Below are 26,807 nucleotides of genomic sequence, written 5' to 3' on the forward strand. Positions count from 1 at the left end.
GCATTACCGACCGTTTAGCGCCTTCATGTGCAAAATCCTCCACAAAGCACATTGAAATAGTACCGTTTAACGGTTCCCACATATCATCATTCTTGCATAATGTACACTTACTTCAAAAGCAAGGATGAGCTTATTCGGGCAACCGTTCTGGAAGAGCAAAATACTGCGCTGGCTGCCCATAATGAGCCCTGTAGCGGATCGTTTTTTGATCGTCTTTGCAAGCAGGTCGTTTCTTGCATAAGCGATGTCGGTTACCCTGTCACGCACCACCTTTGGGTAGAAATCATGGCCGAATCGGCACGCAACCCGGAACTCAGGGAAGCGTTTATCGCCAGTGATAACATCATGCGACAAAGCATTGCGGGAATAATTGCGCAAGGTATCGCCGCAGGAGAGTTTCGTCGGGATATTGACCCGCAAGCGCTAACCATCATTCTGTTTGCATTTATTGACGGACTGATTGCCCGTAAGGCTATTAACCCTGCGTTCTCACTGGAAACAGATGTACCAGCGTTCCCTGATTTAATGTCAAAGCTGCTCAAATAAAATACTTCCCGCGCCTGCTTTCTGATCTTTCCCCTGCCCACTTCGCGCCAGAAGTGGGCATTACGGGCATCGAAAATACCAATACATTATGTATCAACTTATACATCTGACGGTGAATTGCAACTGAGCTCCCGGCCACGACTAAAAGCAAAAAACCATTTCTGCGCTCTCATCATTCCTACCCGACCTCACGGCCATAAATTCTAACGTTATACAAGCATTTCAGCGGATATGCCGAGCGTTTTACGTGGCCCACAAGGCCATGTCGCTGAAAAAAGAGACTGGATGCCTGGATGACGATGGTGTATAAGATAATACAAATAGTATTATTTTATACTAAATGAATCATCAATACTTAAGCTGGAGATTGAACCATGTCCACCAATATTACCCTGAACACAACGACGGATAGCTTCCCGCCAGCAGGCCATTACTCACATAGTGTGACTGCCGGAGGATTCGTTTTCATTTCCGGACAGCTACCTGTCACGACTAATGGCGAAAGAAAAGCGGATGCTTCTTTTGAAGAACAGACCAGACTGGCTCTACAGAATGTTGATGCTTGTCTGGCAGGAGCCGGCGTTTCTCGTCAGCACCTGGTATCGGTACACGTCTATGTCACGGACATTAACCAGTGGCCGACGTTTAATCGGATCTACGGCGAATGGATCGGTGATTCCCGTCCAGCCCGTGCTGTCGCTGGCGTTGCAGAGCTTCATTACGGCTTTGCCGTAGAAATTGAAGCCATTGCGTTAGCACAACAAGTGTGACTATTAACTGCTACAGGTGAACAACAATGACTGAAATAACACTACCTGATTACCACGATGTTGCCGCGGCCGCTGAGCGCATCGCAGGTTATGCGAACAAGACACCGGTTATGACATCGCGAACGGTGAATGAAGAGTTTGGCGCTGACGTTTTCTTTAAATGCGAAAACTACCAGCGGATGGGGGCATTTAAGTTTCGCGGTGCGATGAATGCTTTGCGCCAGTTTACGCCAGAACAGAGAGCAGCCGGCGTCGTGGCTTTTTCATCCGGAAACCATGCTCAGGCAATCGCCCTGTCCGCAAAATTGCTGGGTATTCCGGCGACAATTATCATGCCGCACGACGCGCCAGCCGCTAAAGTTGCTGCCACGAAAGGGTATGGAGGACATGTCGTGATATACGACCGTTACACTGAAGATCGTGAAAAAATTGGCCGGGATCTGGCAGAAAAACAGGGACTGACGCTGATCCCACCTTACGATCACCCACACGTTATTGCAGGCCAGGGCACCGCCACGAAAGAACTGATTGAAGAAGTTGGTGCTCTGGATGCCCTTTTTGTTTGTCTGGGCGGTGGCGGTCTTCTATCTGGTTCCGCCCTGGCCGCACGGCACTTGTCCCCTGATTGTCTTATCTATGGTGTAGAACCTGAGGCAGGCAACGACGGTCAACAGTCGTTTCGCAGTGGCAAAATTGTGCACATCGATACGCCGAAAACCATTGCAGATGGCGCGCAAACCCAACATCTTGGACAGCATACCTTTCCACTGATCCAGAAACATGTTAACGATATCCTGACGGTTTCAGATGATGAATTAATTGCCGCAATGAAATTTATCGCGGAACGAATGAAAATGGTCGTGGAGCCAACAGGCTGCCTTGGTTTTGCCGCCGCAAGAGCGCAAAAAGCGAGCCTTCGAGGAAAGAGAATCGGCATTATCATCAGTGGTGGCAATGTTGATATCAACCGCTACAGTGAATTTCTTGCAGAGTAATCTCATTAAGGTATCTGCGGTGCGGATACCTTATCGCTATGCCGCCTGTTCCAGTCTGGAAAAGAAGCCCCAGGACGCTGTAAACTGGCCGCCAAAATGGCAACAGGCATCACTGCAGGAGACTGGCATGCCAAAAACCAACGATAACTCGCTACTCAATCAAATTGAAACCATCGCCAAAGGACTGAGCGATACCTTCTCTCCGTTTTGCGAGGTTGTGGTTCATGACCTCAAGAACCCTGAGCATGCGATCTTATCCATATACAATAATCTGTCCGGTCGCAAAGCTGGCCAGCCCGCAACGGAGCTTGGACTGGCGCGGATCGCATCACCTGATTTTCCTAACATCGTTGCCAACTACAGCAATCAGTTTGCTGATGGTCGCCCGGTAAAAAGTACCTCTATTGGCATCAAGGACGAACAAGGAAAATACGTCGCGGCGCTATGCCTGAATGTTGATATGACGCTATTTCGCGGGATGCAGAGTGCGCTGGCACGGTTTACTGAAACCGAGTGCTCACCTGTCAGCGAACACCTCGATCCTGGCAGTAATGAAGTGATTCGCCAGCGTATTGATGACTTTGCGGCTAAACGTGCGACAACGGCGCGAGCGCTGAAAACAGAAGACAGAAAGGTACTGATTCAACAATTGCGTAAGGAAGGTTTACTGAACGTACGAAAATCCATGGATACGGTGGCGCAGCATCTGGGAGTGTCCAGAGCAACCGCATACCTGTATGCCCGTCAGGCTAACGCTATCGGCGAATAAGTGGGTCGTTTGACGCGACGACTTGAATCAGTTTACCATGATGCAAATACTGTATAAAAAAACAGGATTAGCATTATGACTCTAGCGTTAGTGGGCGAAAAAATTGACAGGAACCGCTTTACCGGGGCGAAAATTGAAAACAGTACGTTTTTTAACTGCGACTTTTCTGGCACCGACATGAGTGGCACTGAATTTATCGGTTGTCAGTTTTACGACCGTGAGAGCCAAAAAGGGTGTCATTTCAGCCGGGCCATCCTGAAGGATGCCATCTTTAAAAGCTGTGATTTATCAATGTCAGACTTCAGAAATGTCAGCGCACTGGGTGTTGAAATCCGCGGATGCCGCGCTCAAGGTGCGGATTTTCGCGGCGCAAGTTTTATGAATATGATAACCACACGCACCTGGTTCTGCAGCGCATATATCACCAACACCAACCTGAGTTACGCCAATTTTTCAAAAGTGGTGTTAGAAAAGTGTGAGCTGTGGGAAAACCGCTGGATTGGCACGCAGATTCTCGGCGCAACATTTAGCGGCTCCGATCTCTCTGGTGGTGAGTTTACGTCGTTTGACTGGCGGGCGGCGAACTTCACGCATTGCGATCTGACCAATTCTGAACTGGGGGATTTAGATGTTCGGGGCGTCGATTTACAAGGTGTTAAGATAGATAGTTACCAGGCCTCTTTGATCATGGAACGGCTTGGGATTGCCATTATCGGTTAGCCCTGGCTAATCAAGCCCGCAATACACCCGGGAGCGGTGAATCCCCGCCCCCTACGTATCTGTTCTGTTACCCCTCAGGCATTGCTGAAGAGTGGTGGGTGGAAATTTTCCACGCCTTCCCATCCCACGCGTAAGTAAACGTATAACGTGCCGAAACAGTCGATTTGTCTGCGAAGGTGAAGGTATAGGTGCCTGCATCAACCGCCTTATTACAGCCAAGGCGAATGGTACGACTGTCAATTTTCCCGGTCGGTTTCTTCGCCAGAAAATGTTCAAAATAATCCTCACGTTCAGCATCTGTTAAACGGGCCTTATTCGATACCGTGGGAAGTAATACTGCATCACTAAGATAATTTTCAGATACTGTCTTCGCATTACCTGTTTTCAGTGATTCATTCCACTTGTCGAATAGCGCTTCGATTTGCGCTTTGTTCACCTTCACACATTCTGGGGCCGGAGTTGCAAAAACGGGGGCCGATAAAAGGATCAGTGAAACAGCAAAACCAAGTAATTTCTTCATAGTAATCATTCCATTAATGGTTAGATGGCCACAAGAAGGTCATTGATAACCGGATAGTCAAATCACCTGTCATAACCAATAGAAACCATTAACATACGCCGAGTGTAGAAAATAAAGACGTCAAAAAAAATGGGTAAGTAATGCAATGAAATAATTAGATATTTTGGCATTGATGCTCTGTATTTAACATAAACTACTACCTGAATGATTATAGTTCAGTATGCATATGATTTCTGTCCCCCTTCCAGAACCTCTTTAACGCTATCCCGTCCTTACGTTTTGGCACTTGCGACACCCCAGCGCATAAATTTGGCATAGCTATACCCTCATGAAACTCACGCTTCGTTTATTACGGGTCAGATGAGGCATGAAAATGCTAAGATAGTTTATGAGTTATATTCAAAGTGGAGCGCTGGTATGAATATTGACCAGGCCGCAACGTTGAATTTGCAACTAACTGTGTGGTTGCCCCCAAACTCAAACGGTAATGGCGAATGTCATTAAATATTAGTAAGATAGCTTCTTTATTCATAGTCCCTTAAAATTATGCGCCTGGTTTTATCAACTCTGATCGTGATGGCTGGACTTCTGAGTGGTCAGGCTGTTGCCGCGCCTCTGCAGACCACGCACGTTGATATTCGTGACAGCGGCTTTGTCTATTGCGTCAGCGGGCAAGTCAATACATTCAACCCACAGAAGGCGAGCAGCGGCCTGATTGTCGACACTCTGGCTGCCCAACTCTATGACCGGCTGCTTGATGTGGACCCATACACCTACCGACTGGTGCCAGAACTGGCTGAGAGCTGGGAAGTGCTGGACAACGGTGCAACCTACCGTTTCCACTTGCGCCGCGACGTCTCGTTTCAAAAGACGGCCTGGTTTAAGCCTACCCGTAAGCTAAATGCAGATGATGTGGTATTTACCTTCGAGCGCATATTTGACCGCCACCATCCGTGGCACAACGTCAATGGCAACAGCTTTCCCTACTTTGATAGCCTGCAATTCGCTGACAACGTGCAAAGCGTGCGCAAGCTGGATAACAATACGGTTGAATTTCGCCTGACTCAGCCAGATGCCTCCTTCCTGTGGCATCTGGCTACACACTATGCCTCCGTAATGTCGGCTGAATATGCCACACAACTGGCCAAACAGGATCGCCAGGAATTACTCGACAGACAGCCCGTCGGCACCGGACCGTTCCTGCTTTCAGAAAACCGCGCGGGACAATATATTCGTCTACAACGTCACGAAAAATTCTGGCGCGGCACCCCCCTGATGCCACAGATCGTTGTGGATCTCGGTTCAGGCGGCACCGGACGGTTATCAAAGCTCCTGACCGGGGAGTGCGACGTTCTGGCCTGGCCCGCGGCCAGTCAGCTCACCATATTACGTGATGACCCACGTCTGCGCCTGACGCTGCGTCCTGGAATGAACATTGCCTATCTGGCATTCAACACCAATAAACCGCCGCTGGATAACCCCGCAGTGCGGCATGCGCTGGCGTTGGCCATTAACAACCAGCGTCTGATGCAGTCTATCTACTACGGTACGGCAGAAACTGCAGCATCTATTTTGCCCCGCGCCTCGTGGGCTTATGACAACGAAGCTAAGATTACTGAATACAACCCGGCTAAATCCCGTGAGCAGCTAAAAGCACTGGGACTTGAGAATCTGACGTTGCAACTGTGGGTACCGACCAGCTCTCAGGCCTGGAACCCGAGTCCGCTGAAAACAGCGGAACTGATCCAGGCAGATATGGCGCAGGTGGGTGTGAAAGTGAAGATCATCCCGGTTGAAGGTCGTTTTCAGGAGGCGCGATTAATGGATATGAACCATGATCTGACGTTGTCCGGTTGGGCGACGGACAGTAACGATCCTGACAGCTTTTTCCGACCGCTGCTCAGTTGTGCCGCCATCAACTCACAGACTAACTTCGCGCACTGGTGCAATCCGCAGTTCGACAGCATATTACGCAAAGCGCTGTCTTCGCAGCAGCTCTCCTCGCGTATTGACGCCTATGACGAAGCACAACATATCCTGGCGCAAGAGTTGCCGATCCTGCCGTTGGCCTCATCATTGCGTCTACAGGCTTACCGCTATGACATCAAAGGTCTGGTGCTAAGTCCGTTCGGGAATGCTTCCTTTGCCGGGGTTTCCAGGGAAAAGACTGATGAGGTGAAAAAACCATGATTATCTTCACCCTGCGTCGCTTTTTATTGCTGCTGGTCACCCTGTTCTTCCTGACATTCATTGGGTTCAGCCTGAGCTACTTCACCCCCCATGCGCCGTTACAAGGCGCATCGCTGTGGAACGCCTGGATATTCTGGTTCAACGGTCTGATTCACTGGGATTTTGGCGTTTCCAGTATTAACGGCCAGTTAATCTCAGAACAACTGAAAGAGGTTTTCCCAGCCACGATGGAGCTGTGTATTCTTGCCTTTGGGTTTGCGCTGATGGTCGGGATCCCCATCGGCATGCTGGCCGGCATCACACGCAATAAATGGCAGGATCGCTGCATCAGCGCATTGGCTCTGATGGGGTTTTCCATTCCCGTTTTTTGGCTGGCGCTGCTGCTGACACTCCTCTTCTCACTGACTCTCGGCTGGTTACCCGTTTCGGGACGCTTCGATTTACTTTACGAAGTAAAACCAGTGACCGGTTTCGCCATTATTGATGCGTGGATCTCTGACTCCCCCTGGCGCGACGAAATGTTGGTCAGCGCAATCCGTCATATGGTGCTTCCGGTATTGACGCTTTCCGTCGCGCCCACCACGGAGGTCATTCGCCTGATGCGCATCAGCACCATTGAGGTCTTCGATCAGAACTATGTCAAAGCGGCAGCCACGCGCGGTTTGTCACGCTTCACCATTCTGCGTCGCCACGTACTGCACAACGCCCTGCCGCCGGTCATTCCTCGTCTTGGATTACAGTTTTCCACCATGCTGACGCTGGCGATGATCACCGAGATGGTCTTTAGCTGGCCAGGGCTGGGACGCTGGTTGATTAACGCGATTCGCCAGCAAGACTATGCCGCTATTTCGGCGGGAGTGATGGTGATTGGCTCCCTGGTTATTATCGTTAACGTCATCTCTGATATTTTGGGTGCTATGGCTAACCCTCTGAAACATAAGGAATGGTATGCCTTACGATAGCGTATATAGCGAGAAGCGCCCACCCGGAACGCTACGCACCGCATGGCGTAATTTTTATGGCGATGCTTCTGCGATGGTGGGTCTGTACGGTTGTGCGGGACTGGTCATTCTGTGTGTGTTTGGTGGCTGGTTTGCCCCTTACGGCATCGATCAGCAATTTCTTGGCTACCAACTGTTGCCACCGTCCTGGTCACGCTATGGCGAAGTGTCATTCTTCCTCGGAACCGACGATCTCGGCCGCGACGTATTAAGCCGTCTGCTCAGCGGCGCGGCCCCTACTGTAGGCGGTGCGTTTGTCGTTACCCTCGCCGCCACACTCTGCGGTCTGTTGCTGGGCGTGGTTGCCGGGGCAACGCACGGACTACGCTCAGCGGTGCTGAACCATATTCTGGATACCCTGCTGTCAATTCCCTCGCTACTGCTGGCCATTATTGTGGTGGCTTTTGCCGGGCCACATCTGACGCATGCGATGTTCGCCGTCTGGCTGGCTTTATTGCCGCGTATGGTGCGCTCCGTCTACAGCATGGTGCATGATGAGCTGGAAAAAGAGTATGTCATTGCCGCTCGTCTGGATGGCGCGAGCACGCTCAATATCCTGTGGTTTGCGATTCTGCCGAATATCACTGCTGGTCTTATCACTGAAATCACCCGAGCACTGTCAATGGCGATTCTGGATATCGCCGCCCTGGGCTTCCTTGATCTCGGCGCACAACTGCCATCCCCAGAGTGGGGCGCCATGCTCGGCGATGCGCTGGAGTTGATCTATGTTGCGCCATGGACAGTCATGCTGCCCGGCGCGGCAATTATGATAAGTGTGCTGCTGGTAAACCTGTTAGGTGACGGCGTACGCCGCGCAATTATTGCGGGGGTGGAATAATGCCATTACTGGATATCCGCAACCTGACTATCGAGTTCAGGACCGGTGACGACTGGGTGAAAGCAGTGGACCGCGTCAGCATGACGCTAAACGAAGGTGAGATCCGTGGACTGGTCGGTGAATCGGGTTCAGGTAAAAGTTTGATCGCTAAGGCCATCTGCGGCGTAGCCAAAGATAACTGGCGCGTTACCGCGGACCGCATGCGTTTTGATGATATCGACCTGTTACGCCTTTCCGCCCGTGAACGACGTAAACTGGTCGGCCATAACGTGTCCATGATCTTTCAGGAGCCGCAGTCTTGTCTGGATCCGTCAGAACGTATTGGACGCCAACTGATGCAAAACATTCCCGCCTGGACTTACAAGGGCCGCTGGTGGCAACGTATTGGCTGGCGCAAACGCCGCGCGATTGAACTGCTGCACCGCGTCGGGATAAAAGATCATAAAGATGCAATGCGCAGTTTCCCTTATGAGCTGACCGACGGCGAGTGCCAGAAGGTCATGATCGCCATCGCACTGGCAAACCAACCTCGCCTGCTGATTGCAGATGAACCCACCAATGCGATGGAACCCACAACCCAGGCGCAAATTTTTCGTCTGCTGACCCGACTGAATCAAAACAGCAATACCACCATTTTGTTGATCAGCCATGACCTGCAAATGCTCAGCCAATGGGCAGACAAAATCAACGTAATGTACTGCGGACAAACGGTGGAAACCGCACCCAGTAAAGATTTGGTGACAATACCCCACCACCCTTATACACAAGCGTTGATTCGCGCCATTCCTGATTTTGGTAGCGCAATGCCGCATAAAAGCCGCCTGAATACCATGCCAGGAGCAATTCCGTTGTTAGAACAGTTGCCCATCGGCTGTCGTCTGGGGCCGCGTTGCCCTTATGCACAGCGCGAATGCATTGAAACCCCAAGACTGACCGGAGCAAAGAATCATCTCTACGCCTGTCATTTCCCCCTGAATATGGAGAGAGAGTGAGATGGTAGAAACCCTGCTCGAAGTTCGCAATCTGAGCAAAACCTTTCGCTACCGGACGGGATTATTTCGCCGCCAGACCGTCGAAGCCGTTAAACCGCTGAGCTTTACGCTGCGTGAACGTCAAACGCTCGCCATTATTGGCGAGAACGGCTCAGGCAAGTCCACGCTGGCAAAAATGCTGGCTGGGATGGTTGAGCCGAGCAGCGGCGAGCTGCTGATTGACGATCATCCGCTAAAATATGGCGATTATTCATTTCGTAGTCAGCGTATTCGCATGATTTTCCAGGATCCTTCCACGTCGCTTAATCCGCGCCAACGTATTTCGCAGATCCTCGATTTTCCATTACGCCTGAATACCGATCTGGAGCCTGAACAGCGCCGCAAACAGATTGTGGAAACCATGCGTATGGTGGGTCTGCTACCCGATCATGTTAGCTACTATCCGCATATGCTTGCGCCAGGGCAAAAACAACGCCTGGGACTTGCCCGTGCGCTGATTTTGCGCCCCAAAGTGATTATCGCCGATGAAGCGCTGGCCTCTCTGGATATGTCGATGCGCTCGCAGCTCATCAACCTGATGCTGGAATTACAGGAAAAACAGGGGATTTCGTATATCTATGTGACCCAACACATTGGGATGATGAAACACATCAGCGACCAGGTGTTAGTCATGCATCAGGGCGAAGTTGTCGAGCGCGGCAGTACAGCGGATGTTCTGGCCTCTCCGCTGCATGAGCTGACTCGTCGTCTTATTGCAGGGCATTTTGGCGAGGCGCTTACCGCCGATGCCTGGCGGAAAGATCGTTAATGAGATAATAGCCCGCCAGGACGGCAGGGCTATCCGTTCTGTCATTAGTGACAAAACCGGGGCAAAAGTAGCGCGTCAACCTCAGAAAACGTGACTGACGGGAAAATTTCACCCTGCATCGCCCAAACACCGGCGGTGCGGAGCTCCTCGATAAGACGGGTCGTATCTACCCCATCAACCACAACGCGGTCGCAATACCCCCTGATATTTTTAATCAACACCGGGAATATTGTTTTTTCTACCAGTGACAGGAAGAAGTCGCGCTCCATTTTCACAACGTCAAAACGGCCGCACACCAGCGGACTCGCGCCAATACTGCCAGAGCCGAGATCGCCCAGCCACAAGGCATTTGGGCCATCACTCAGCGAATTAATCAACAGGTTGTTCAGGCAAACTGTATTCGACAGAAAGCGTTCTGAGAGTTCCAGCGCAATAAAGGGCATGGAATGCAAGGCCGACTTAATGACAGGATCACCAATTGCTAATAGCGCCATTTCATCAATAAGGCTTAGCGTACAGAGTAGATTATTGTTTTCGAACCAATTACGCTTTTCTGCAATTAACCGAATTTGCTCAAGCATGAAATTACGTTTTTGTTCACTACTCCATGCCGAAATGATGGAATCTGCATGTAACGGATGAACCGTCTCAGAGGTGAAGCGGGCGAGCATCTCAACACCCAGCAACTTATCTGTTGTGTCTCTCATCGGTTCCGCGATGAAATGATAGTGCATAAGACCACTCCAATTGATCATAACGTCCTGATAATGCACTTCTAATCATAATCAATCAATAATATCGATCAATGAATCGATATTGATCGATAAAAACAATATATCATAACTAAATGAATGTGGTCATATTTTTTGTTTTAAGAATGTTCTTACATTGATATGTGTTAAAACATCGACTAGAGGTCAGATCATACCATTTTAACCCTCTGACGCCTTGTATTTTCACCTTATCCCCCGGCTCTTCTCTGGTTGGATGAGGCAGAACCAGGGGGGAGTGATATACTCCTCACGTGCAATGAATAATGACAGGCCACCAGGTGCTGACAACGATTCCCTGCCCTCTGAAACACCGTTTACTGCTGCTCGCCGACTGGTGAATAGCAGAGAAAGATCGTGACACAAGGGGCAAAGAGTGGGATATAATTTCACACCAATTTCGAGTGACCTTGAAATTGCAATCATAACTCATTGATTGCTAAAAAAAATAAGTAATGACTATAAGGATTAAAGCTATGGGTTTTCTTTCCGGTAAGCGCATTCTGGTGACCGGTCTTGCCAGTAAACTGTCCATCGCCTATGGTATCGCTCAGGCGATGCACCGCGAAGGCGCTGAACTGGCATTCACCTACCAGAACGACAAACTGAAAGGCCGCGTGGAAGAATTTGCAGCTCAGCTGGGTTCCAACATCGTACTGCAGTGTGATGTGTCTGAAGACGCCAGCATCGACACCATGTTCGCTGAACTGGGTAAAGTCTGGCCGAAATTCGACGGTTTCGTACACTCCATCGGTTTCGCACCTGCTGACCAGCTGGATGGCGACTACGTGAATGCGGTCACCCGCGAAGGCTTTAAAATTGCTCATGACATCAGCGCGTACAGCTTTGTTGCAATGGCAAAAGCATGCCGTTCCATGCTGAACCCTGGTTCTGCACTGCTGACGCTGTCCTACCTGGGCGCAGAACGCGCGATCCCGAACTACAACGTAATGGGTCTGGCGAAAGCCTCTCTGGAAGCTAACGTTCGTTATATGGCTAATGCGATGGGTCCTGAAGGCGTACGTGTGAACGCCATTTCCGCCGGCCCAATCCGTACTCTGGCAGCTTCCGGTATCAAAGATTTCCGTAAAATGCTGGCACATTGTGAAGCGGTTACGCCAATTCGTCGTACCGTTACCATTGAAGATGTGGGCAACTCTGCGGCATTCCTGTGCTCAGACCTGTCCGCCGGTATCTCCGGTGAAGTCGTTCACGTCGATGGCGGCTTCAGCATCGCCGCAATGAACGAACTGGAACTGAAATAATCTTTCAGACTTCCTCTATGGGCGACGCTCCGTCGCCCATTATTCTCCTCTCCCTTTGCCCTCGCTCGTCGCTATATATGCTTTTCTGATATTTATTATCACTTAACAATCTTTCATCACCTCATTCGCTTACGTCAGGATATTGCAGCGCAAACGATCCGGCGTACAGGTATGACGACGTATCCGGGTCGCCACTTTTTAGACCAAGGAACGCCCATGGAACAACGCCGAATTGAAGGCAAAAGCCACTGGTATCATGAGACACAGTCCAGTACATATCCGCAAGATGTTCTACCGTTGGTGCCAGAAGCCGCACACGTCGAGGACCGATTTTTGCTGGATCTGACGATACCTGCCGTTGCGCTTTTACCCTTTCAGTCCTGGTTAGAACCTGCCCGTAAACTTGCTCACCTTCTCTTCCCAGTGCATGTTGCTCTGGACTCAATGCACACGTTCAGCGCCTATGAGCGTATGAGTACCGCCTTAACCGTCGCACAGGTTTGTGGCGTACAGCGTTTATGTAATCATTATGCTGCACGTCTGACCCCCCTTCCTGGCCCTAATTCATCCCGGGAAAGCAACCGCCGACTGGCGCAAATCACCCAATATGCTCGCCAGCTCGCCAGCTCTCCGGCCGTCATCGGCTCACGCGATCGCCAGCATCTGGAGGCGGTTGGCCTCACGACCAGCGACAGTGTTCTGATGAATCAAATCGTTGGCTTTGTCGGCTTTCAGGCCCGCGTCGTTGCGTTGATTCAGGCCTGGTTTGGCCATCCTGTGCGACGCATTCCAGGCCTTGATATTCAGCAATTTGCCGAGGCAGCCCACTTTAGTGCAGAAGAAGCACAGTGGCACACCGCCGACCTGCCGATTGAAAAACATTTTGCCCGCGCAGAAGCACATGCCAGCGATGCTCCCATTGTATTGCAAACGCTGAGGCCATTACTGCAACACTCACCTGAAGAACTGGCGTTATTTGAAGCACTCTTTACCAGCACATTACACAGCGATGTGCAATCACGGACATTTTCTCTGGCCACGCTGCTCACATCGCGGATTAACGGTAGCGTGTCCTGTTTCAATGAGTACGCCCTCTCAGCCACAGAGCTCACTGAGATTATTACCGTACTTCGCCAGGATGAGCGCCAAATACAGCGCTGGGAGCAACGACATCCGGTTGAGCGCGTCACCCTGCAGGCGGTACAATGGTTAACCCGGGCGCCCGATCGCTTTAGCGCCGCACTGCTTACCCCGATGCTAGATCAGGGTATATCTTCAGAACAGGCAATTAACGTACTGGCCTGGAGCGGATTGTGCGGATGGTTAAATCGTTTGAAGATCGCGTTGGGCGAGACGTATTAACCGATCCACTTGCTGAAAGAGCGCTTGCTGCGACTGGCAGATTCGCGTAAAACTGTCAGCCGCTCTTCAGCCACGAAAATAGACAATTATGCTTCAGGACAACCCGCTGCTAGCGCAGCTTAAACAGCAACTACATTCCCAGACGCCACGTGCTGAAGGGGTGGTAAAAGCCACGGAAAAAGGCTTTGGCTTCCTGGAAGTCGATGCACAAAAAAGCTATTTCATTCCACCGCCGCAGATGAAAAAAGTGATGCATGGCGACCGCATTGTGGCGGTTATCCATACGGAAAAAGATCGCGAATCTGCCGAACCGGAAGAACTGATCGAGCCATTCCTGACGCGCTTCGTGGGCAAAGTTCAGGGTAAGAATGACCGCCTGTCCATTGTGCCGGATCATCCTCTCCTGAAAGATGCGATTCCCTGCCGCGCCGCGCGTGGCGTTGAACATGAATTTAAAGAAGGTGACTGGGCTGTTGCAGAAATGCGCCGCCACCCGTTAAAAGGCGACCGCACCTTCTACGCCGAATTAACCCAATTTATTACCTTCGCTGACGATCACTTCGTTCCGTGGTGGGTCACACTGGCTCGCCATAATCTGGAAAAAGAAGCGCCAGATGGCGTCGCTACTGAGATGCTGGATGAAGGCCTGGTGCGTGAGGACTTAACCGCACTGAACTTCGTCACCATCGACAGCGCCAGTACGCAGGACATGGATGACGCGCTTTACGCCGAAGAACAAACAGATGGTAAATTGCAATTAACCGTCGCGATTGCCGATCCTACCGCATGGATTGCTGAAGGCAGTAAGCTGGATAACATTGCAAAAATTCGTGCATTTACTAACTACCTGCCGGGGTTCAACATCCCAATGTTGCCGCGCGAGCTTTCTGACGATCTGTGTTCTCTGCGTGCTAACGAAATTCGCCCGGTTCTGGCCTGCCGCATGAGCATCACTGCTGACGGCACGATCGAAGACAATATCACCTTCTTCGCAGCAACGATTGAATCGAAAGCGAAGCTGGCCTACGACAACGTCTCTGACTGGCTTGAAGGCACCGGTGACTGGCAGCCGGAGAATGACGCAATTGCACAGCAGATCCGCCTGCTGCATCGTATTTGTTTGAGCCGTGGCGAGTGGCGCCATAATCATGCTCTGGTATTCAAAGACCGCCCGGATTACCGTTTCGTTCTCGGTGAAAAAGGTGAAGTACTGGATATCGTGGCGGAACCGCGCCGCATCGCGAACCGCATTGTGGAAGAGTCCATGATTGCGGCGAACATTTGTGCCGCCCGCGTACTGCGCGACAAGCTGGGCTTTGGTATTTATAACGTGCATATGGGATTCGATCCGGCTAACGCAGAAGCACTGGCTGCCCTACTGAAAACCCATGGTATGCACGTTGATGCTGAAGAGGTTCTGACGCTGGAAGGCTTCTGTAAACTGCGTCGTGAACTGGATGCGCAGCCTTCCGGTTTCCTCGACAGCCGCATCCGCCGATTCCAGTCTTACGCTGAGATTAGCACCGAGCCGGGTCCGCATTTTGGCCTGGGTCTGGAAGCTTATGCCACCTGGACCTCGCCGATCCGTAAGTATGGCGACATGATCAACCATCGCCTGCTTAAGGCCATCATCAAAGGTGAGACAATTTCCCGCCCGCAGGATGATACGACTTTGCAGATGGCTGAACGTCGCCGCCTGAACCGTATGGCTGAACGTGATGTGGGTGACTGGCTGTATGCACGTTTTCTGAATGACAAAGCCGGTACCGACACCCGCTTTGCGGCCGAGATTATTGATGTCAGCCGTGGTGGTATGCGTGTACGTTTAATTGATAACGGCGCGGTAGCCTTTATTCCAGCCCCCTTCCTGCACGCAGTTCGTGATGAACTGGTGTGTAGCCAGGAAAGTGGTACGGTCCAGATCAAAGGTGAGGTGGTTTACAAAGTTACTGATGTCATTGACGTCACCATCGCCGAAGTGCGGATGGAAACCCGTAGCGTCATCGCGCGCCCTGCCATATAATACGCATTAACTCAACGACCTTTCTCTTTTGTGAAAGGTCGTTTTCTTTTTTCCCGACCAATTGCCTGCCACGCACTACACTTCTTTCATCCAGTCAGATTTATTTTTTACTATTTTCCGTTCGCCAGCTTTGCTTTTTCCTGAATCTGGATTACACATAAATATATAAATAAAACAATATGTTCAGCCATCATCACCCTTTGACTTATGGCTACCCTTACTTTTGAGGCTCTATGCGCTTTAAACGGGATAGTACACATCATGAAAGACGTTCGGGAGCTGGCTACGTTGTATAGCTATGTGGGCACCCATAACCCCTACTGGCGTTTGTCAGAGGATTGCAACATCCTGCACTTCTCTATTGACGAAGCGGCAGAAACGAACCTGAACATCGAATTATCACCTGAGCAAGCCGACCGCATTCGGGAGATGACGGTCATCACGTCAAGCCTGTTAATGACACTGTCGCTTGAAGACGACGATATCCCTGTTCACCTGGTTGGGCGGAAAATAAATAAACGCGAATGGGCCGGAAGTGCATCCGCCTGGGATGATACCCCTCCGGTTGCCCGCGATTTGGCACAAGGACTTTCTTTTGCCGAACAGGTGGTCTCTGAAGCCAACTCCGTTATTGTCATCCTTGACCGCATGGGCAACATTCAGCGTTTCAATCGCCTGTGTGAAGAATATACCGGCCTCAAAGAACGCGAAGTGATTGGTCAAAGTGTCTTCACGCTGTTTATGAGTCGACGCGAAGCCGCAGCCTCCAGACGCAACATCGATGTTTTCTTTCGCGAAGGCAACTCATATGAAGTCGAACGTTGGGTAAAGACCTGTAAAGGTCAGCGACTGTTTCTGTTTCGCAATAAATTTGTGCACAACGGTAGCGGTAAGAACGAAATATTTCTGATCTGCTCAGGTACCGATATCACCGAAGAACGGCGTGCTCAGGAACGCCTGAGAGTTCTGGCAAATACCGACTCCATTACCGGATTACCTAATCGGAATGCGATTCATGAACTGATCACTGAAGCCATTGAGAATGCAGGAGATACCCAGGTTGGTATTGTGTACCTCGATCTGGATAATTTCAAAAAAGTAAACGATGCCTACGGACATATGTTCGGCGATCAACTGCTGCAAAGCGTGTCGCTGGCAATTCTCAGCTGTCTTGATGATAACCAATTACTGGCCCGTTTTGGTGGCGATGAGTTTATTGTCCTCGCGACTCAAACATCTCAAGTGGCGCTGGAAGCCACAGCATCACGTATTTTGACCCGTTTGCGCCAGCCCTTCCGAATTGGCCTGATTGAGGTTTATACCGGTTGTTCGATTGGAATTTCCCTTGCTCCACAGCATGGACACGACTGCGAAAGCGTTATTCGCAATGCCGATACCGCCATGTATACCGCAAAGGAAGGCGGACGTGGACAATTCTGCGTTTTCTCTCCGGAAATGAACCAGCGAGTATTTGAGTATCTTTGGCTGGATACCAATTTGCGTAAGGCGCTGGAAAACGATCAACTGTTGATTCATTACCAGCCGAAAATAACATGGCGTGGTGAAGTACGTAGTCTGGAGGCGCTGGTGCGCTGGCAGTCCCCTGAACGTGGTCTCATTCCTCCGCTGGAGTTTATCTCCTACGCTGAAGAATCAGGCTTGATTGTGCCGCTGGGGCGCTGGGTTATTCTCGACGTTGTTCGTCAGGTCGCAAAGTGGCGCGATAAAGGGATTAATCTGCGAGTGGCCGTGAACGTTTCTGCTCGCCAGCTTGCCGATCAGACACTGTTTACCGACCTGAAACAGGTGCTTCACGACCTCAATTTTGAATATTGCCCTATCGATGTCGAATTGACCGAGAGCAGTTTAATTGAAAACGAACACCTGGCACTGTCCGTTATTCAGCAATTTAGCCAGCTTGGGGCACAGATCCATTTAGATGATTTTGGGACGGGTTATTCATCGTTGTCTCAACTGGCCCGCTTCCCACTTGATGCCATTAAGCTGGATCAGGCGTTCGTCAGGGATATTCATAAGCAACCCATTTCACAGTCGCTGGTGCGTGCCATTGTCGCGGTGGCGCAGGCGCTTAACCTACAGGTGATAGCTGAAGGCGTTGAAAGTACGAAAGAGGATGCTTTTTTGACCAAAAATGGCGTTAATGAACGTCAGGGTTTTTTGTTCGCCAAGCCAATGCCAGCCGCTGCGTTTGAACGTTGGTATAAACGTCATCTGAATAAAAAATTGCGCTAACGCAACAAGAAAAGTGGAAGGGATACACGTGAAAAATAGCCAAAAATGGACACTACGTGATGATCATATCTGTATGTAATCACAGAATATATAATATTCTTCAATCATTCATGTTAATACTATTTTTCCCTTCTCTTTTGGTATGAATTTCTGCATCATGAAATTCAAACCTTTTTGACATTAGGATGATGACCATGTCTGATATAGACGCACAACGTCTGGCCGAGCGCATTGATACCGTGCTGGATATTCTCGTTGCAGGCGATTACCACTCAGCTATCCACAATCTCGAAATTCTCAAGGCTGAACTGTTAGATACGGTCAAAGAAGATACAGCGTCTTTGTCAAAAAAACCGAAGGCCCCGTGGGAGATCTGATGACCTCACTCACGTTATGTCGCTGTAGCCATCAGATTTCAGATAACGCAGCTACCGTTTAATTTCCGATACGATATCGCTATAAAATTAATACTATGAATTCCCGACAACAATCTATTTTGCAGATGGTGATCGATAAAGGTCAGATGAGCGTGGCCGATCTGGCTAAAATCACCGGTGTCTCCGAAGTGACGATTCGACAGGATCTGAACACACTGGAAAAACAGAGCTACTTGCGCCGTGCGCACGGTTTTGCGGTGTCACTGAACAGTGATGATGTCGAAACGCGCATGATGACCAATTTCCCCCTTAAACGTGAACTGGCCGAATTTGCGGCGTCACTGGTTAATCCAGGTGAATCCGTCTTTATTGAAAATGGCAGCAGCAATGCGCTGCTGGCCAGAACGCTGGCGGAACAAAAAGATGTCACCATCATCACGGTCAGTAGCTACATCGCGCACCTTCTCAAAGAAACACCATGTGAAGTCATTCTCCTCGGTGGGATCTATCAGAAAAAAAGCGAGAGCATGGTCGGACCGTTGACTCGCCAATTTATTCAGCAGGTACATTTCAGTAAAGCCTTTATCGGTATTGATGGCTGGCAGGCCGACACCGGCTTCACCGGGCGTGATATGATGCGCTCTGATGTGGTTAATGCGGTTCTGGAAAAAGGCGCTGAGGTGATTGTACTCACCGATAGCTCTAAATTTGAGGCCATTCATCCCTACACGCTGGGTCCGTTGGACAGATTCAGTCGCGTAGTCACGGACTCCAGACTCAGCGCCAGTGTGCAAATGCAACTTGAACACTCGGGTTTAACCGTCAATATCATTGATGCTCACGCATAATACTTCAGCAGATGATTTGTCGGCGGGCAGATCATCTTCTCTCTGAGACTTATCCGACAGTCCAATTAAGACTTTTTACCTGTCGTTAACAGGATAAAGTCGTAGAATTAATGTTAGCGATATAACAGGAGCGAACAGTCACTTCAGGATTTGATTGTAATGCCCTGCGCTAAACGGTTTCGCGGAAATATCTTTAGTCGTCCTATTTTGGCGCTATCATTAAAGTGAACTGGATTCCGTGATTCAATAATTCAGGAGAAAGTATTATGTTAGTAACGAGCAAAAAAATGACCGCTGCCATTCTGGCGATTACACTAGCAATGTCTTTGAGTGCCTGCTCTAACTGGTCAAAACGTGACCGTAACACTGCGATAGGTGCTGGTGCTGGTGCGATAGGCGGTGCAGTCCTGACTGACGGCAGCACGCTGGGTACGCTGGGTGGTGCTGCAGTGGGTGGTATTATCGGCCACCAGGTGGGTAAATAATTTACGGTTGAACGGCTCGATATAATAATACGTTTACTTTTTCAGGTTTGTATTATTAGAAAAGCCACGGAGAGCATCCGTGGCTTTTTTATTAACCGCCAGCCAGCTTAACTTTCATTCCTTTGGCTTCCAGCAGCGATTTTATCAGGTCGCGTTTATCACCCTGAATTTCAATTACGCCGTCCTTCACTGCCCCACCACAACCACATTTTTTCTTCAGCTCTGCGGCCAATTTAACCAGTGTAGCGTCATCTTGATCAATACCGGTAATCAGGCAAACGCCCTTACCTTTACGACCGCTGGTCTGGCGCTGGATGCGAACAATGCCATCGCCCTTCGGACGCTCTGCTACCACTCTGGGTTCATCAATTCGCCCGGACTCAGTTGAATAAACCAGTCGAGAGTTTGAGTCGCTCATTTATGCACCTCGATTCAAAGAGGCGTTGATCATCTTCAGCGTTTGCGCCGGATCGTCCGACTGCGTGACTGGACGACCAATCACCATGTAATCCACGCCAGCAGCCAGCGCCTGCTGTGGCGTCATAATACGGCGCTGGTCACCCACCTCACTACCTTCAGGACGAATGCCTGGCGTCACCAGCTTAAATGTCTGTCCAAACGCCTGCTTGAACCTCACCGCTTCATGCGCCGAGCATACAACCCCGTCCAACCCACAATTCTGCGTCAAACGCGCCAACTTTTCAGCATGCTCCGCGGGTGACAACGTCACACCAAGATCGGCAAGGTCGCTGGCTTCCATACTGGTCAGGACCGTCACTGCAATTAACAGTGGCGCATCTTTACCAAAAGGCCGTAATGCCTCGCGGGCAGCGGTCATCATTCGTACCCCACCGGAAGCATGCACGTTTACCATCCAGACGCCAAGGTCAGCAGCTGCCGCGACGGCATGCGCCGTGGTGTTGGGAATATCATGAAATTTCAAATCCAGAAAGACGTCGAAGCCACGCTGTTGCAGATCCCGTACCAATTGAGGTCCAAAAAGCGTGAACATCTCTTTGCCCACTTTCAAACGACAATCTCGGGGATCAATTCTGTCGACAAACGCTAATGCCTTATCACGATTTGAGTAATCCAACGCGACAACGACGGGAGAATCAGTAGCAGCACGGGAAGAAGATGAAGCAGTAAACGTCATGACCAGACCTTCTTGATGATGGGCGCACGAGCGGCGCAAAATGGGTAAACGGCGTGCATTCTACCTGTGGTAATAGAAAATTAACAGGCGCGTTTACATTTCTGCGAAGCGATGTGGCACAGGAGCCTGAGGGCTGGTTGAAGAAAAATAAATAAGTATGTTGTAACTAAAGTGAATTTTTTTTAAAAATTAAAGCCCGTCCAGACCGCGAATTGGCTTAATGGTTGACCAGGAGCGGCACGATGGGCAGTGCCAGTACAGCGAATAAGCAGTAAACCCACACTTCTGGCAACGATAGCGCGGCTTGCTGCGCACCTGCTCACCAACCATATCGCGCAGGACCATCAGACTCTCTTTTGCGCGCCCTTCTTCTGCTTCATTAAGGTGGTAATCCATCAGTTTATGGAACACACGCATCGTCGGATGACGTTGCAACTGACGGGTAATATAAACCTGTGCAGTATCAGTACCCTCGCGCGCCTCAAGAATATCAGCCAGCATCAACTCAGCGGCAGCACCGGTGTTTTCTTCGACCGCACGGCGTAAAAACTCCGCCCACTCATCGTTTTTACCCAGCTGTTGGTAGCAGCTCTGCAGCATTTCCAGCGTTTCACTGACCAACTCTTTATCCTGGGAGATCACGCGTTGCAGGCATTCAACGGCCTTCGCGTAATCACCCTTCAACATGTAAACGCGCCCCATCATAATCGAGACACGAGCACTGTTTTTGTCTGCAGCGGCTCCTTTTTTCAGCAATGCCATGGCGCGATCCATATCGTCGCTGCCCATTTGCTGCAAGGCCAGTTCACAGTAAAAATGCGCGATTTCAATACGCTGATTATCTTTGCCGAGTTTCACCAGACGTTCTGCAACATCAATGGCTTTTTGCCATTCACTGGTTGCCTGATAGATTTGCAACAGTTGTTGCAATGCCCCCACACGGAAATCCGTTTCATCAGTTAGCTGATTGAACATGTCTTCCGCACGGTCATACAACCCGGCAGCCATGTAGTCACGTCCCAACTGCTGCACAGCCAACAAACGTTGCTCATAAGTCAGCGAAGCACTTTCCATGAGGGTTTGGTGGATACGGATAGCGCGGTCGACTTCACCGCGTGAGCGGAACAGGTTTCCGAGGGTGAGATGAGCCTCAACGGTGCCTGTATCCTCTTTCAACATATCGAGGAACAGATCCACCGCTTTATCTTGTTGGTTGCTCAAGAGGAAGTTAACCCCGGCGACATAGTCGCGCGAAAGACGGTTAGCTTCATCCTGCTTAGTTTGTTGCGCACTTCTGCGACCCATATACCACCCATAGGCAGCGGCTACAGGTAAAAGCAGAAACAACAACTCCAACATAAATAATTATTCCTTCACAACCGACGAGTCGGCAGTTACCGCAACGTCGGTCGCAGGCGCAAGCTGGTTTTCCAGGCGTTTAATTTTACGTTCGGCCCGGGCAAGAGACACCCGAACCTTCAGCCAGAAGAGGCCGCAAATTAACCAACCAATCGCAAAACCTGCAGCAAACAATACAGCAAGCAGCGTGGAGATACGATACTCACCCTGAGCTAGCAGGTAATTAAACGTAACCTGTTGATCGTTTTGCGCACCCAATGTCACCGAAATAACAAAAATCGCCAACACCAGTAAGAAAATGAGTAAATATTTCACATTACTTCCCGTTATGTGGTTTGAGCGAATAAATCGTGTACAACTTACCGCATTAAGCCCTTTAAATTACCATTTTCACGACGAGTGCGAAACGGAAAAGCGCCTTACGCTGTATGATTTGAGGGCAAAATTTGAAAAATCAATCACGGTCTGCGTTATTGCTCACGCTGCGCTATTTCCTTTGTCTCCTGGGCGGGCGGTGTTAGAGGTCCACATACTCGCTGTGCAAGCCATGTTGCCAGCGTAATCAGCAACCACGAAATCAGCGTCGCAACAACCAAATCGCGCGGCCAGTGCATGCCCAGAAGCAAACGACTCCCCATTACGCCGGCCGCCCAGACCAGTAGGAACACAATCGTCAGCGTGCGTCTGCGTGGCCATAACAACCCGACACCCAGTAACGCCCAACTGGCAGCAAACAGGGTATGCCCGGAAGGGAAAGCAAAACCGGTCTCTTTTTGCCAGTGCTTACGTAAAAAAGGTGGAATATCCTGCTGCCCGGACAACTGCTCTTTTACTAAGTGCCCGCGATCTTTACGTTTTAAAGTGTAGAACTCATCTACCGGAACATGGTGCGTTTTTTCCAGCCACAGAACAAATGGCCGGGGCTCCTGCACCCTCTCTTTAACCCAGGATTTCATACCCTGGCCAATTAAGATAGCCGCCGCCAGGATCGCAAATAGCATAACCGCAGCTTTCAGACGAAATCGCAGGCACCACAAAAACCACGTACAGAGAACAACATGGGTGATAATCCCCCAGGGTTGCGTCACCGTTTCAGTTACCCAGTATAAGGATTTTAACCACCAGACATTCTGCCCAGGCTGCCAGCTCCAGCCAGATATCCATACGGAAACCGGCATAATCAGTAACAGTGCTGCGCCTACAGTGGTTCGCTTGGCAATAGACAGCATTGCGTCTCCTTTCGTCGATAAGTCCCACAATCATAACTGAAAAATCCGCACACCGGGAAAATTGACAATTTTGTGCCATTCGGAAATGAATGCGTTGCTGCAATTAGGTGAACACCCTTGCCTTATGGCAAAATAGTGCAATACAGAAGCCAACAGGCGACGGCACGCACAGTGCCAGCATAATCTGGAGAATTACATGCAGCTTAAACGTGTGGCAGAAGCCAAACTGCCAACCCCCTGGGGTGATTTCCTGATGGTGGGATTTGAAGAACTGGCAACCGGACACGATCATGTCGCACTGGTTTTTGGCGACATTTCAGGCCAGACGCCTGTCCTGGCACGTGTTCACTCCGAATGTCTGACCGGCGATGCGCTGTTCAGTCTGCGTTGTGATTGTGGCTTTCAGTTGGAAGCGGCGCTTACGCATATCGCTGAAGAAGGACGCGGTATTCTGCTCTACCATCGTCAGGAAGGACGTAACATCGGCCTGTTGAATAAGATCCGCGCCTATGCGTTGCAGGATCAGGGCTATGACACCGTCGAAGCCAACCATCAGTTAGGCTTTGCGGCGGACGAGCGTGACTTCACCTTGTGTGCGGATATGTTCAAATTATTGGGCGTGGATGAAGTCCGTCTGCTGACCAATAACCCGAAGAAAGTGGAAATTCTGACAGAAGCTGGGATCAATATTGTGGAGCGTGTGCCGCTAATTGTTGGCCGTAACCCGAAGAATGAACACTATCTGGATACCAAAGCCGCCAAGATGGGACATCTGTTAAGTGAGTGACATTCTCTCTTGCGGACGATACAAAAAGCCTGCTTCCGCAGGCTTTTTTATAATTTAATTCAACATGTTACGAATAACATAGTGCAAAATACCATCGTTTTGGTAATAGGTCAGCTCTGTCGCGGTATCAATACGACAGCGACACGAAATCACCTCTTTTCGCCCATCCGCGCGGACCATATTCACCGGGATAGTCGCTCCCGGTTTAATGTTTTGTAAGTCCGTAATATCAATGACCTCCTCCCCGGTTAACCCCAGGGTTTTACGTGTAACCCCCTGCGGAAATTCCAGAGGCAGGATCCCCATGCCAATCAGGTTAGAACGGTGGATTCGCTCAAAGGACTCGGCGATTACTACGCGAATACCCAACAAACGCGGGCCTTTCGCAGCCCAGTCCCGACTGGAACCCGACCCATACTCCTTACCGGCAACAATCGCCAGCGGGGTCTTCTCTTGCTGGTATTGCATGGCGGCGTCATAGATAGCCATCACTTCTGTACCCGGCAAATGACGCGTCATCCCCCCTTCCACACCCGGTACCATTTCGTTACGGATACGGATATTGGCAAACGTACCACGCATCATTACTTCGTGGTTTCCGCGACGAGAACCGTAGGAGTTAAAATCTTTACGCTCAACACCGTGGTTTTGCAAATAACGCCCGGCTGGGCTATCTGGCTTGATGCTCCCCGCAGGAGAAATATGATCGGTGGTGACGGAATCCCCCAGCATCGCCAGGATACGTGCACCATGAATGTCCTGGACCGGGTCCGGCTTCGCCTGCATACCATCAAAGAACGGTGATAAACGGATGTAGGTTGAGTCCGACTGCCAGCCATAGGTATCTGCGCGATCAACATGAATCGACTTCCATTCCGGCGTGCCTTCGAACACTTCGGCATACTCTTTATGAAACATCTCGGTAGAGACCTGCTCCACGGCACGGGCAATTTCCTGCGCACTCGGCCAGATATCTTTCAGATAGATAGGATCGCCGTTTCTGTCATGACCCAGCGGATCTTTCGTCAGGTCAATATTCATATTCCCGGCCAGCGCATAAGCCACCACCAGCGGCGGAGAGGCCAGCCAGTTTGTCTTCACCAGCGGGTGGATACGCCCTTCAAAGTTACGGTTACCGGAAAGCACCGCCCCTACCGTCAGATCACCTTTTTTAATCGCCGTTTCTATAGGGTCGGGTAACGGGCCAGAGTTGCCGATACAGGTAGTACAGCCATAACCAACAAGGTTAAAACCCAACTCATCAAGGTACGGCGTCAGTTTTGCCTGCGCCAGGTAATCAGAAACGACTTTTGACCCAGGCGCCAGCGACGCTTTCACCCACGGCTGGCGCTTCAGACCAAGCGTGACCGCTTTTTTCGCCAGCAATCCAGCCGCCATCAGGACGCTGGGGTTGGAGGTGTTGGTACATGACGTAATCGCTGCAATCACCACAGCACCATCCGGTAGCTGATATTGATGACCGCTCATGACATAGTCGACCGGCTGACGATCTTTTTGCGAGCTATTCACTTCAAGTTCATTACTCGCGGCGAATGCTTTCGGCACATCACCCAATGCGACACGATCTTGTGGACGCTTCGGCCCGGCCAGGCTGGCTTCCACAGTGTCCATGTCCAGCTCCAGTGAACTGGTAAACACAGGCTCATCACCTGGGTTACGCCACATCCCCTGTGCTTTAGCATAAGCACCGACTAATTCAACCTGCTCTTCACTACGCCCACTCAGACGCATGTACTCAAGAGTTACCCCGTCAATCGGGAAAAAACCGCAGGTTGCGCCATATTCCGGCGACATGTTAGCAATGGTCGCCCGGTCAGCGAGCGGCAGGCTGTCCAACCCATCACCATAGAACTCAACAAATTTACCGACCACGCCGTGCTTACGCAGCATCTGGGTAACAGTCAGAACCAGATCGGTCGCGGTGATACCTTCCCGTAGTTTACCAACCAGTTTGAAGCCCACGACATCCGGAATCAGCATTGAAACCGGTTGCCCCAGCATGGCGGCCTCTGCTTCAATCCCTCCGACACCCCAGCCCAGCACACCGAGACCATTAATCATTGTCGTATGGGAATCGGTGCCAACCAGCGTATCGGGGTAAGCCACCCACTCACCGTCCTGTAATTCGCTCCAGACGGCTTTACCGAGGTATTCAAGGTTAACCTGGTGGCAAATCCCCGTCCCCGGCGGCACGACGCTAAAGCGACTAAATGCTTGTTGTCCCCATTTCAGGAACACATAACGCTCATGGTTACGCTCCATTTCCAGTCGCACGTTCTCTTCAAAAGCATCATCGTCACCAAAACGATCGACCGTAACGGAGTGATCAATAACCAGATCAACAGGTGAAAGCGGGTTCACTTTTGCTGTATCCCCGCCAAGGCGTTTAACCGCTTCGCGCATGGCAGCCAGATCGACCACCGCCGGAACGCCGGTAAAGTCCTGCATGAGAACGCGAGCGGGTCGGTAGGCAATTTCGCGCTCGGCATGCGCCGTTTTCAACCATTGCGCCAGAGCATGAATATCCTCTTCGGTAACAGAGTCACCGTCCTGCCAGCGAAGCAGGTTTTCCAGCAATACTTTTAGCGATTTAGGTAAACGGGTGATATCACCCAGTGATTTGGCAGCCAGGGGCAAACTGTAGTAGCGGTAGGTTTTATCTTTAACCTGCAATGTGTCCTTACTGGCTTCTCGTAGGGTAGACGACATAGCTCCTCCTTAAA

General features: G+C 50.5%; 26 protein-coding genes. 18 read left to right on the plus strand and 8 right to left on the minus strand.

The genetic code is table 11. The annotated features are described in order from the left end of the window. Positions 1–99 precede the first annotated feature (99 nt). The 5 genes from OGX91_RS12830 to OGX91_RS12850 all read left to right on the plus strand — a co-directional run bounded on the left by OGX91_RS12830 (position 100) and on the right by OGX91_RS12850 (position 3,800). Positions 100–546 carry a TetR family transcriptional regulator C-terminal domain-containing protein gene (locus OGX91_RS12830; protein ID WP_005126497.1) on the plus strand — a complete coding sequence of 149 codons (447 nt, stop codon included), beginning with the start codon at positions 100–102 and terminating at the stop codon, positions 544–546. Between the two features lie 374 nt (positions 547–920). Beyond that, positions 921–1,316: a RidA family protein gene (locus tag OGX91_RS12835; RefSeq protein ID WP_005126495.1), complete on the plus strand. Its 396-nt coding sequence runs from the start codon at positions 921–923 to the stop codon at positions 1,314–1,316. Between the two features lie 26 nt (positions 1,317–1,342). Beyond that, complete coding sequence (locus OGX91_RS12840) at positions 1,343–2,311, plus strand: threo-3-hydroxy-L-aspartate ammonia-lyase (RefSeq protein ID WP_005126493.1); 969 nt, start codon at positions 1,343–1,345, stop codon at positions 2,309–2,311. A gap of 127 nt (positions 2,312–2,438) precedes the next feature. After that, positions 2,439–3,080 carry a helix-turn-helix transcriptional regulator gene (locus OGX91_RS12845; protein WP_005126490.1) on the plus strand — a complete coding sequence of 214 codons (642 nt, stop codon included), beginning with the start codon at positions 2,439–2,441 and terminating at the stop codon, positions 3,078–3,080. Positions 3,081–3,155: 75 nt separating this feature from the next. After that, positions 3,156–3,800 carry a QnrB family quinolone resistance pentapeptide repeat protein gene (locus OGX91_RS12850; protein WP_005126488.1) on the plus strand — a complete coding sequence of 215 codons (645 nt, stop codon included), beginning with the start codon at positions 3,156–3,158 and terminating at the stop codon, positions 3,798–3,800. A gap of 67 nt (positions 3,801–3,867) precedes the next feature. Here OGX91_RS12850 and OGX91_RS12855 read toward each other — a convergent pair whose 3' ends face one another. Continuing rightward, positions 3,868–4,320, minus strand: coding sequence for an SgcJ/EcaC family oxidoreductase (locus OGX91_RS12855; RefSeq protein WP_005126487.1), 453 nt, complete (start codon positions 4,318–4,320; stop codon positions 3,868–3,870). Between the two features lie 546 nt (positions 4,321–4,866). On the opposite strand from OGX91_RS12855, the gene sapA reads away from it, so the two are divergent. The 5 genes from sapA to sapF are packed head-to-tail and all read left to right on the plus strand — an operon-like array spanning position 4,867 to position 10,149. After that, positions 4,867–6,510, plus strand: a complete 1,644-nt coding sequence (sapA, locus tag OGX91_RS12860) for an ABC transporter substrate-binding protein SapA (RefSeq protein WP_005126483.1) — start codon at positions 4,867–4,869, stop codon at positions 6,508–6,510. Continuing rightward, positions 6,507–7,472 carry a peptide ABC transporter permease SapB gene (gene sapB, locus OGX91_RS12865; RefSeq protein ID WP_005126482.1) on the plus strand — a complete coding sequence of 322 codons (966 nt, stop codon included), beginning with the start codon at positions 6,507–6,509 and terminating at the stop codon, positions 7,470–7,472. Before sapA ends, sapB begins: the two co-directional genes overlap by 4 nt. Then, positions 7,459–8,349, plus strand: a complete 891-nt coding sequence (gene sapC / locus OGX91_RS12870) for a peptide ABC transporter permease SapC (protein WP_005126480.1) — start codon at positions 7,459–7,461, stop codon at positions 8,347–8,349. Before sapB ends, sapC begins: the two co-directional genes overlap by 14 nt. Beyond that, positions 8,349–9,341: a peptide ABC transporter ATP-binding protein SapD gene (gene sapD / locus OGX91_RS12875; protein ID WP_003020556.1), complete on the plus strand. Its 993-nt coding sequence runs from the start codon at positions 8,349–8,351 to the stop codon at positions 9,339–9,341. The genes sapC and sapD overlap by 1 nt, the downstream gene beginning before the upstream one ends. Before the next feature lies 1 nt (position 9,342). Then, the gene (sapF, locus tag OGX91_RS12880; protein WP_005126478.1) at positions 9,343–10,149 is read left to right on the plus strand and encodes a peptide ABC transporter ATP-binding protein SapF; all 807 of its coding nucleotides are present in this window, start codon (positions 9,343–9,345) and stop codon (positions 10,147–10,149) included. A gap of 44 nt (positions 10,150–10,193) precedes the next feature. Here sapF and OGX91_RS12885 read toward each other — a convergent pair whose 3' ends face one another. Continuing rightward, positions 10,194–10,883, minus strand: coding sequence for an EAL domain-containing protein (locus OGX91_RS12885; protein WP_005126474.1), 690 nt, complete (start codon positions 10,881–10,883; stop codon positions 10,194–10,196). Positions 10,884–11,395: 512 nt separating this feature from the next. Between OGX91_RS12885 and fabI the strand changes: the two genes are divergently transcribed. The 7 genes from fabI (at position 11,396) to osmB (ending at position 19,532) form a co-directional block, all read left to right on the plus strand. Continuing rightward, positions 11,396–12,184 (plus strand): enoyl-ACP reductase FabI, encoded by a 789-nt coding sequence (fabI, locus tag OGX91_RS12890; RefSeq protein ID WP_199947000.1) that lies wholly within the window; start codon positions 11,396–11,398, stop codon positions 12,182–12,184. A gap of 216 nt (positions 12,185–12,400) precedes the next feature. Next, positions 12,401–13,546: a carboxymuconolactone decarboxylase family protein gene (locus OGX91_RS12895; protein WP_199946999.1), complete on the plus strand. Its 1,146-nt coding sequence runs from the start codon at positions 12,401–12,403 to the stop codon at positions 13,544–13,546. An 88-nt stretch (positions 13,547–13,634) separates the two neighbouring features. Further along, a complete protein-coding gene (locus tag OGX91_RS12900) occupies positions 13,635–15,569 on the plus strand; it encodes an exoribonuclease II (RefSeq protein WP_188231656.1) in 1,935 nt (644 codons plus the stop codon). A gap of 261 nt (positions 15,570–15,830) precedes the next feature. Next, positions 15,831–17,822 carry a cyclic di-GMP phosphodiesterase gene (gene pdeR, locus OGX91_RS12905; protein WP_040233185.1) on the plus strand — a complete coding sequence of 664 codons (1,992 nt, stop codon included), beginning with the start codon at positions 15,831–15,833 and terminating at the stop codon, positions 17,820–17,822. Between the two features lie 194 nt (positions 17,823–18,016). After that, a complete protein-coding gene (locus OGX91_RS12910) occupies positions 18,017–18,199 on the plus strand; it encodes a YciZ family protein (protein ID WP_040233255.1) in 183 nt (60 codons plus the stop codon). Between the two features lie 95 nt (positions 18,200–18,294). Beyond that, a complete protein-coding gene (gene yciT / locus OGX91_RS12915) occupies positions 18,295–19,047 on the plus strand; it encodes a DNA-binding transcriptional regulator YciT (RefSeq protein ID WP_005126460.1) in 753 nt (250 codons plus the stop codon). A gap of 266 nt (positions 19,048–19,313) precedes the next feature. After that, a complete protein-coding gene (gene osmB / locus OGX91_RS12920; RefSeq protein WP_003020583.1) occupies positions 19,314–19,532 on the plus strand; it encodes an osmotically-inducible lipoprotein OsmB in 219 nt (72 codons plus the stop codon). A gap of 91 nt (positions 19,533–19,623) precedes the next feature. Here the strand turns inward: osmB and yciH are convergent, their stop codons facing one another. From yciH to pgpB, 5 genes are all read right to left on the minus strand, one after another. After that, complete coding sequence (yciH, locus tag OGX91_RS12925; RefSeq protein ID WP_149691967.1) at positions 19,624–19,950, minus strand: stress response translation initiation inhibitor YciH; 327 nt, start codon at positions 19,948–19,950, stop codon at positions 19,624–19,626. Next, a complete protein-coding gene (gene pyrF / locus OGX91_RS12930) occupies positions 19,951–20,688 on the minus strand; it encodes an orotidine-5'-phosphate decarboxylase (RefSeq protein WP_149691968.1) in 738 nt (245 codons plus the stop codon). It abuts the gene before it with no gap. A gap of 189 nt (positions 20,689–20,877) precedes the next feature. After that, positions 20,878–22,047 carry a lipopolysaccharide assembly protein LapB gene (lapB, locus tag OGX91_RS12935; RefSeq protein WP_005126454.1) on the minus strand — a complete coding sequence of 390 codons (1,170 nt, stop codon included), beginning with the start codon at positions 22,045–22,047 and terminating at the stop codon, positions 20,878–20,880. A gap of 6 nt (positions 22,048–22,053) precedes the next feature. Continuing rightward, positions 22,054–22,362: a LapA family protein gene (locus tag OGX91_RS12940; RefSeq protein ID WP_005126452.1), complete on the minus strand. Its 309-nt coding sequence runs from the start codon at positions 22,360–22,362 to the stop codon at positions 22,054–22,056. Between the two features lie 155 nt (positions 22,363–22,517). Beyond that, complete coding sequence (gene pgpB, locus OGX91_RS12945; RefSeq protein WP_286626464.1) at positions 22,518–23,276, minus strand: phosphatidylglycerophosphatase B; 759 nt, start codon at positions 23,274–23,276, stop codon at positions 22,518–22,520. 196 nt (positions 23,277–23,472) lie between these two features. Between pgpB and ribA the strand changes: the two genes are divergently transcribed. After that, complete coding sequence (ribA, locus tag OGX91_RS12950) at positions 23,473–24,063, plus strand: GTP cyclohydrolase II (protein ID WP_005126450.1); 591 nt, start codon at positions 23,473–23,475, stop codon at positions 24,061–24,063. Between the two features lie 54 nt (positions 24,064–24,117). Here ribA and acnA read toward each other — a convergent pair whose 3' ends face one another. Then, positions 24,118–26,793 (minus strand): aconitate hydratase AcnA, encoded by a 2,676-nt coding sequence (gene acnA / locus OGX91_RS12955; protein ID WP_199946997.1) that lies wholly within the window; start codon positions 26,791–26,793, stop codon positions 24,118–24,120. Positions 26,794–26,807 lie beyond the last annotated feature (14 nt).

The organism is Citrobacter sp. Cpa228 (genome assembly GCF_030333085.1).
Lineage (GTDB): Bacteria > Pseudomonadota > Gammaproteobacteria > Enterobacterales > Enterobacteriaceae > Citrobacter > Citrobacter pasteurii.

Coding starts and splice junctions, on each gene's coding strand:
- pgpB (WP_286626464.1), bottom strand. CDS start 23,276: ATGCTGTCTATTGCCAAGCGAACCACTGTAGGCGCAGCACTGTTACTG.
- yciH (WP_149691967.1), bottom strand. CDS start 19,950: ATGAGCGACTCAAACTCTCGACTGGTTTATTCAACTGAGTCCGGGCGA.
- OGX91_RS12830 (WP_005126497.1), top strand. CDS start 100: ATGTACACTTACTTCAAAAGCAAGGATGAGCTTATTCGGGCAACCGTT.
- OGX91_RS12910 (WP_040233255.1), top strand. CDS start 18,017: ATGTCTGATATAGACGCACAACGTCTGGCCGAGCGCATTGATACCGTG.
- sapF (WP_005126478.1), top strand. CDS start 9,343: ATGGTAGAAACCCTGCTCGAAGTTCGCAATCTGAGCAAAACCTTTCGC.
- pdeR (WP_040233185.1), top strand. CDS start 15,831: ATGAAAGACGTTCGGGAGCTGGCTACGTTGTATAGCTATGTGGGCACC.
- OGX91_RS12850 (WP_005126488.1), top strand. CDS start 3,156: ATGACTCTAGCGTTAGTGGGCGAAAAAATTGACAGGAACCGCTTTACC.
- lapB (WP_005126454.1), bottom strand. CDS start 22,047: ATGTTGGAGTTGTTGTTTCTGCTTTTACCTGTAGCCGCTGCCTATGGG.
- yciT (WP_005126460.1), top strand. CDS start 18,295: ATGAATTCCCGACAACAATCTATTTTGCAGATGGTGATCGATAAAGGT.
- ribA (WP_005126450.1), top strand. CDS start 23,473: ATGCAGCTTAAACGTGTGGCAGAAGCCAAACTGCCAACCCCCTGGGGT.
- sapA (WP_005126483.1), top strand. CDS start 4,867: ATGCGCCTGGTTTTATCAACTCTGATCGTGATGGCTGGACTTCTGAGT.
- sapB (WP_005126482.1), top strand. CDS start 6,507: ATGATTATCTTCACCCTGCGTCGCTTTTTATTGCTGCTGGTCACCCTG.
- OGX91_RS12840 (WP_005126493.1), top strand. CDS start 1,343: ATGACTGAAATAACACTACCTGATTACCACGATGTTGCCGCGGCCGCT.
- OGX91_RS12855 (WP_005126487.1), bottom strand. CDS start 4,320: ATGAAGAAATTACTTGGTTTTGCTGTTTCACTGATCCTTTTATCGGCC.
- sapD (WP_003020556.1), top strand. CDS start 8,349: ATGCCATTACTGGATATCCGCAACCTGACTATCGAGTTCAGGACCGGT.
- OGX91_RS12900 (WP_188231656.1), top strand. CDS start 13,635: ATGCTTCAGGACAACCCGCTGCTAGCGCAGCTTAAACAGCAACTACAT.
- fabI (WP_199947000.1), top strand. CDS start 11,396: ATGGGTTTTCTTTCCGGTAAGCGCATTCTGGTGACCGGTCTTGCCAGT.
- osmB (WP_003020583.1), top strand. CDS start 19,314: ATGTTAGTAACGAGCAAAAAAATGACCGCTGCCATTCTGGCGATTACA.
- OGX91_RS12835 (WP_005126495.1), top strand. CDS start 921: ATGTCCACCAATATTACCCTGAACACAACGACGGATAGCTTCCCGCCA.
- OGX91_RS12895 (WP_199946999.1), top strand. CDS start 12,401: ATGGAACAACGCCGAATTGAAGGCAAAAGCCACTGGTATCATGAGACA.
- OGX91_RS12845 (WP_005126490.1), top strand. CDS start 2,439: ATGCCAAAAACCAACGATAACTCGCTACTCAATCAAATTGAAACCATC.
- sapC (WP_005126480.1), top strand. CDS start 7,459: ATGCCTTACGATAGCGTATATAGCGAGAAGCGCCCACCCGGAACGCTA.
- OGX91_RS12885 (WP_005126474.1), bottom strand. CDS start 10,883: ATGCACTATCATTTCATCGCGGAACCGATGAGAGACACAACAGATAAG.
- acnA (WP_199946997.1), bottom strand. CDS start 26,793: ATGTCGTCTACCCTACGAGAAGCCAGTAAGGACACATTGCAGGTTAAA.
- pyrF (WP_149691968.1), bottom strand. CDS start 20,688: ATGACGTTTACTGCTTCATCTTCTTCCCGTGCTGCTACTGATTCTCCC.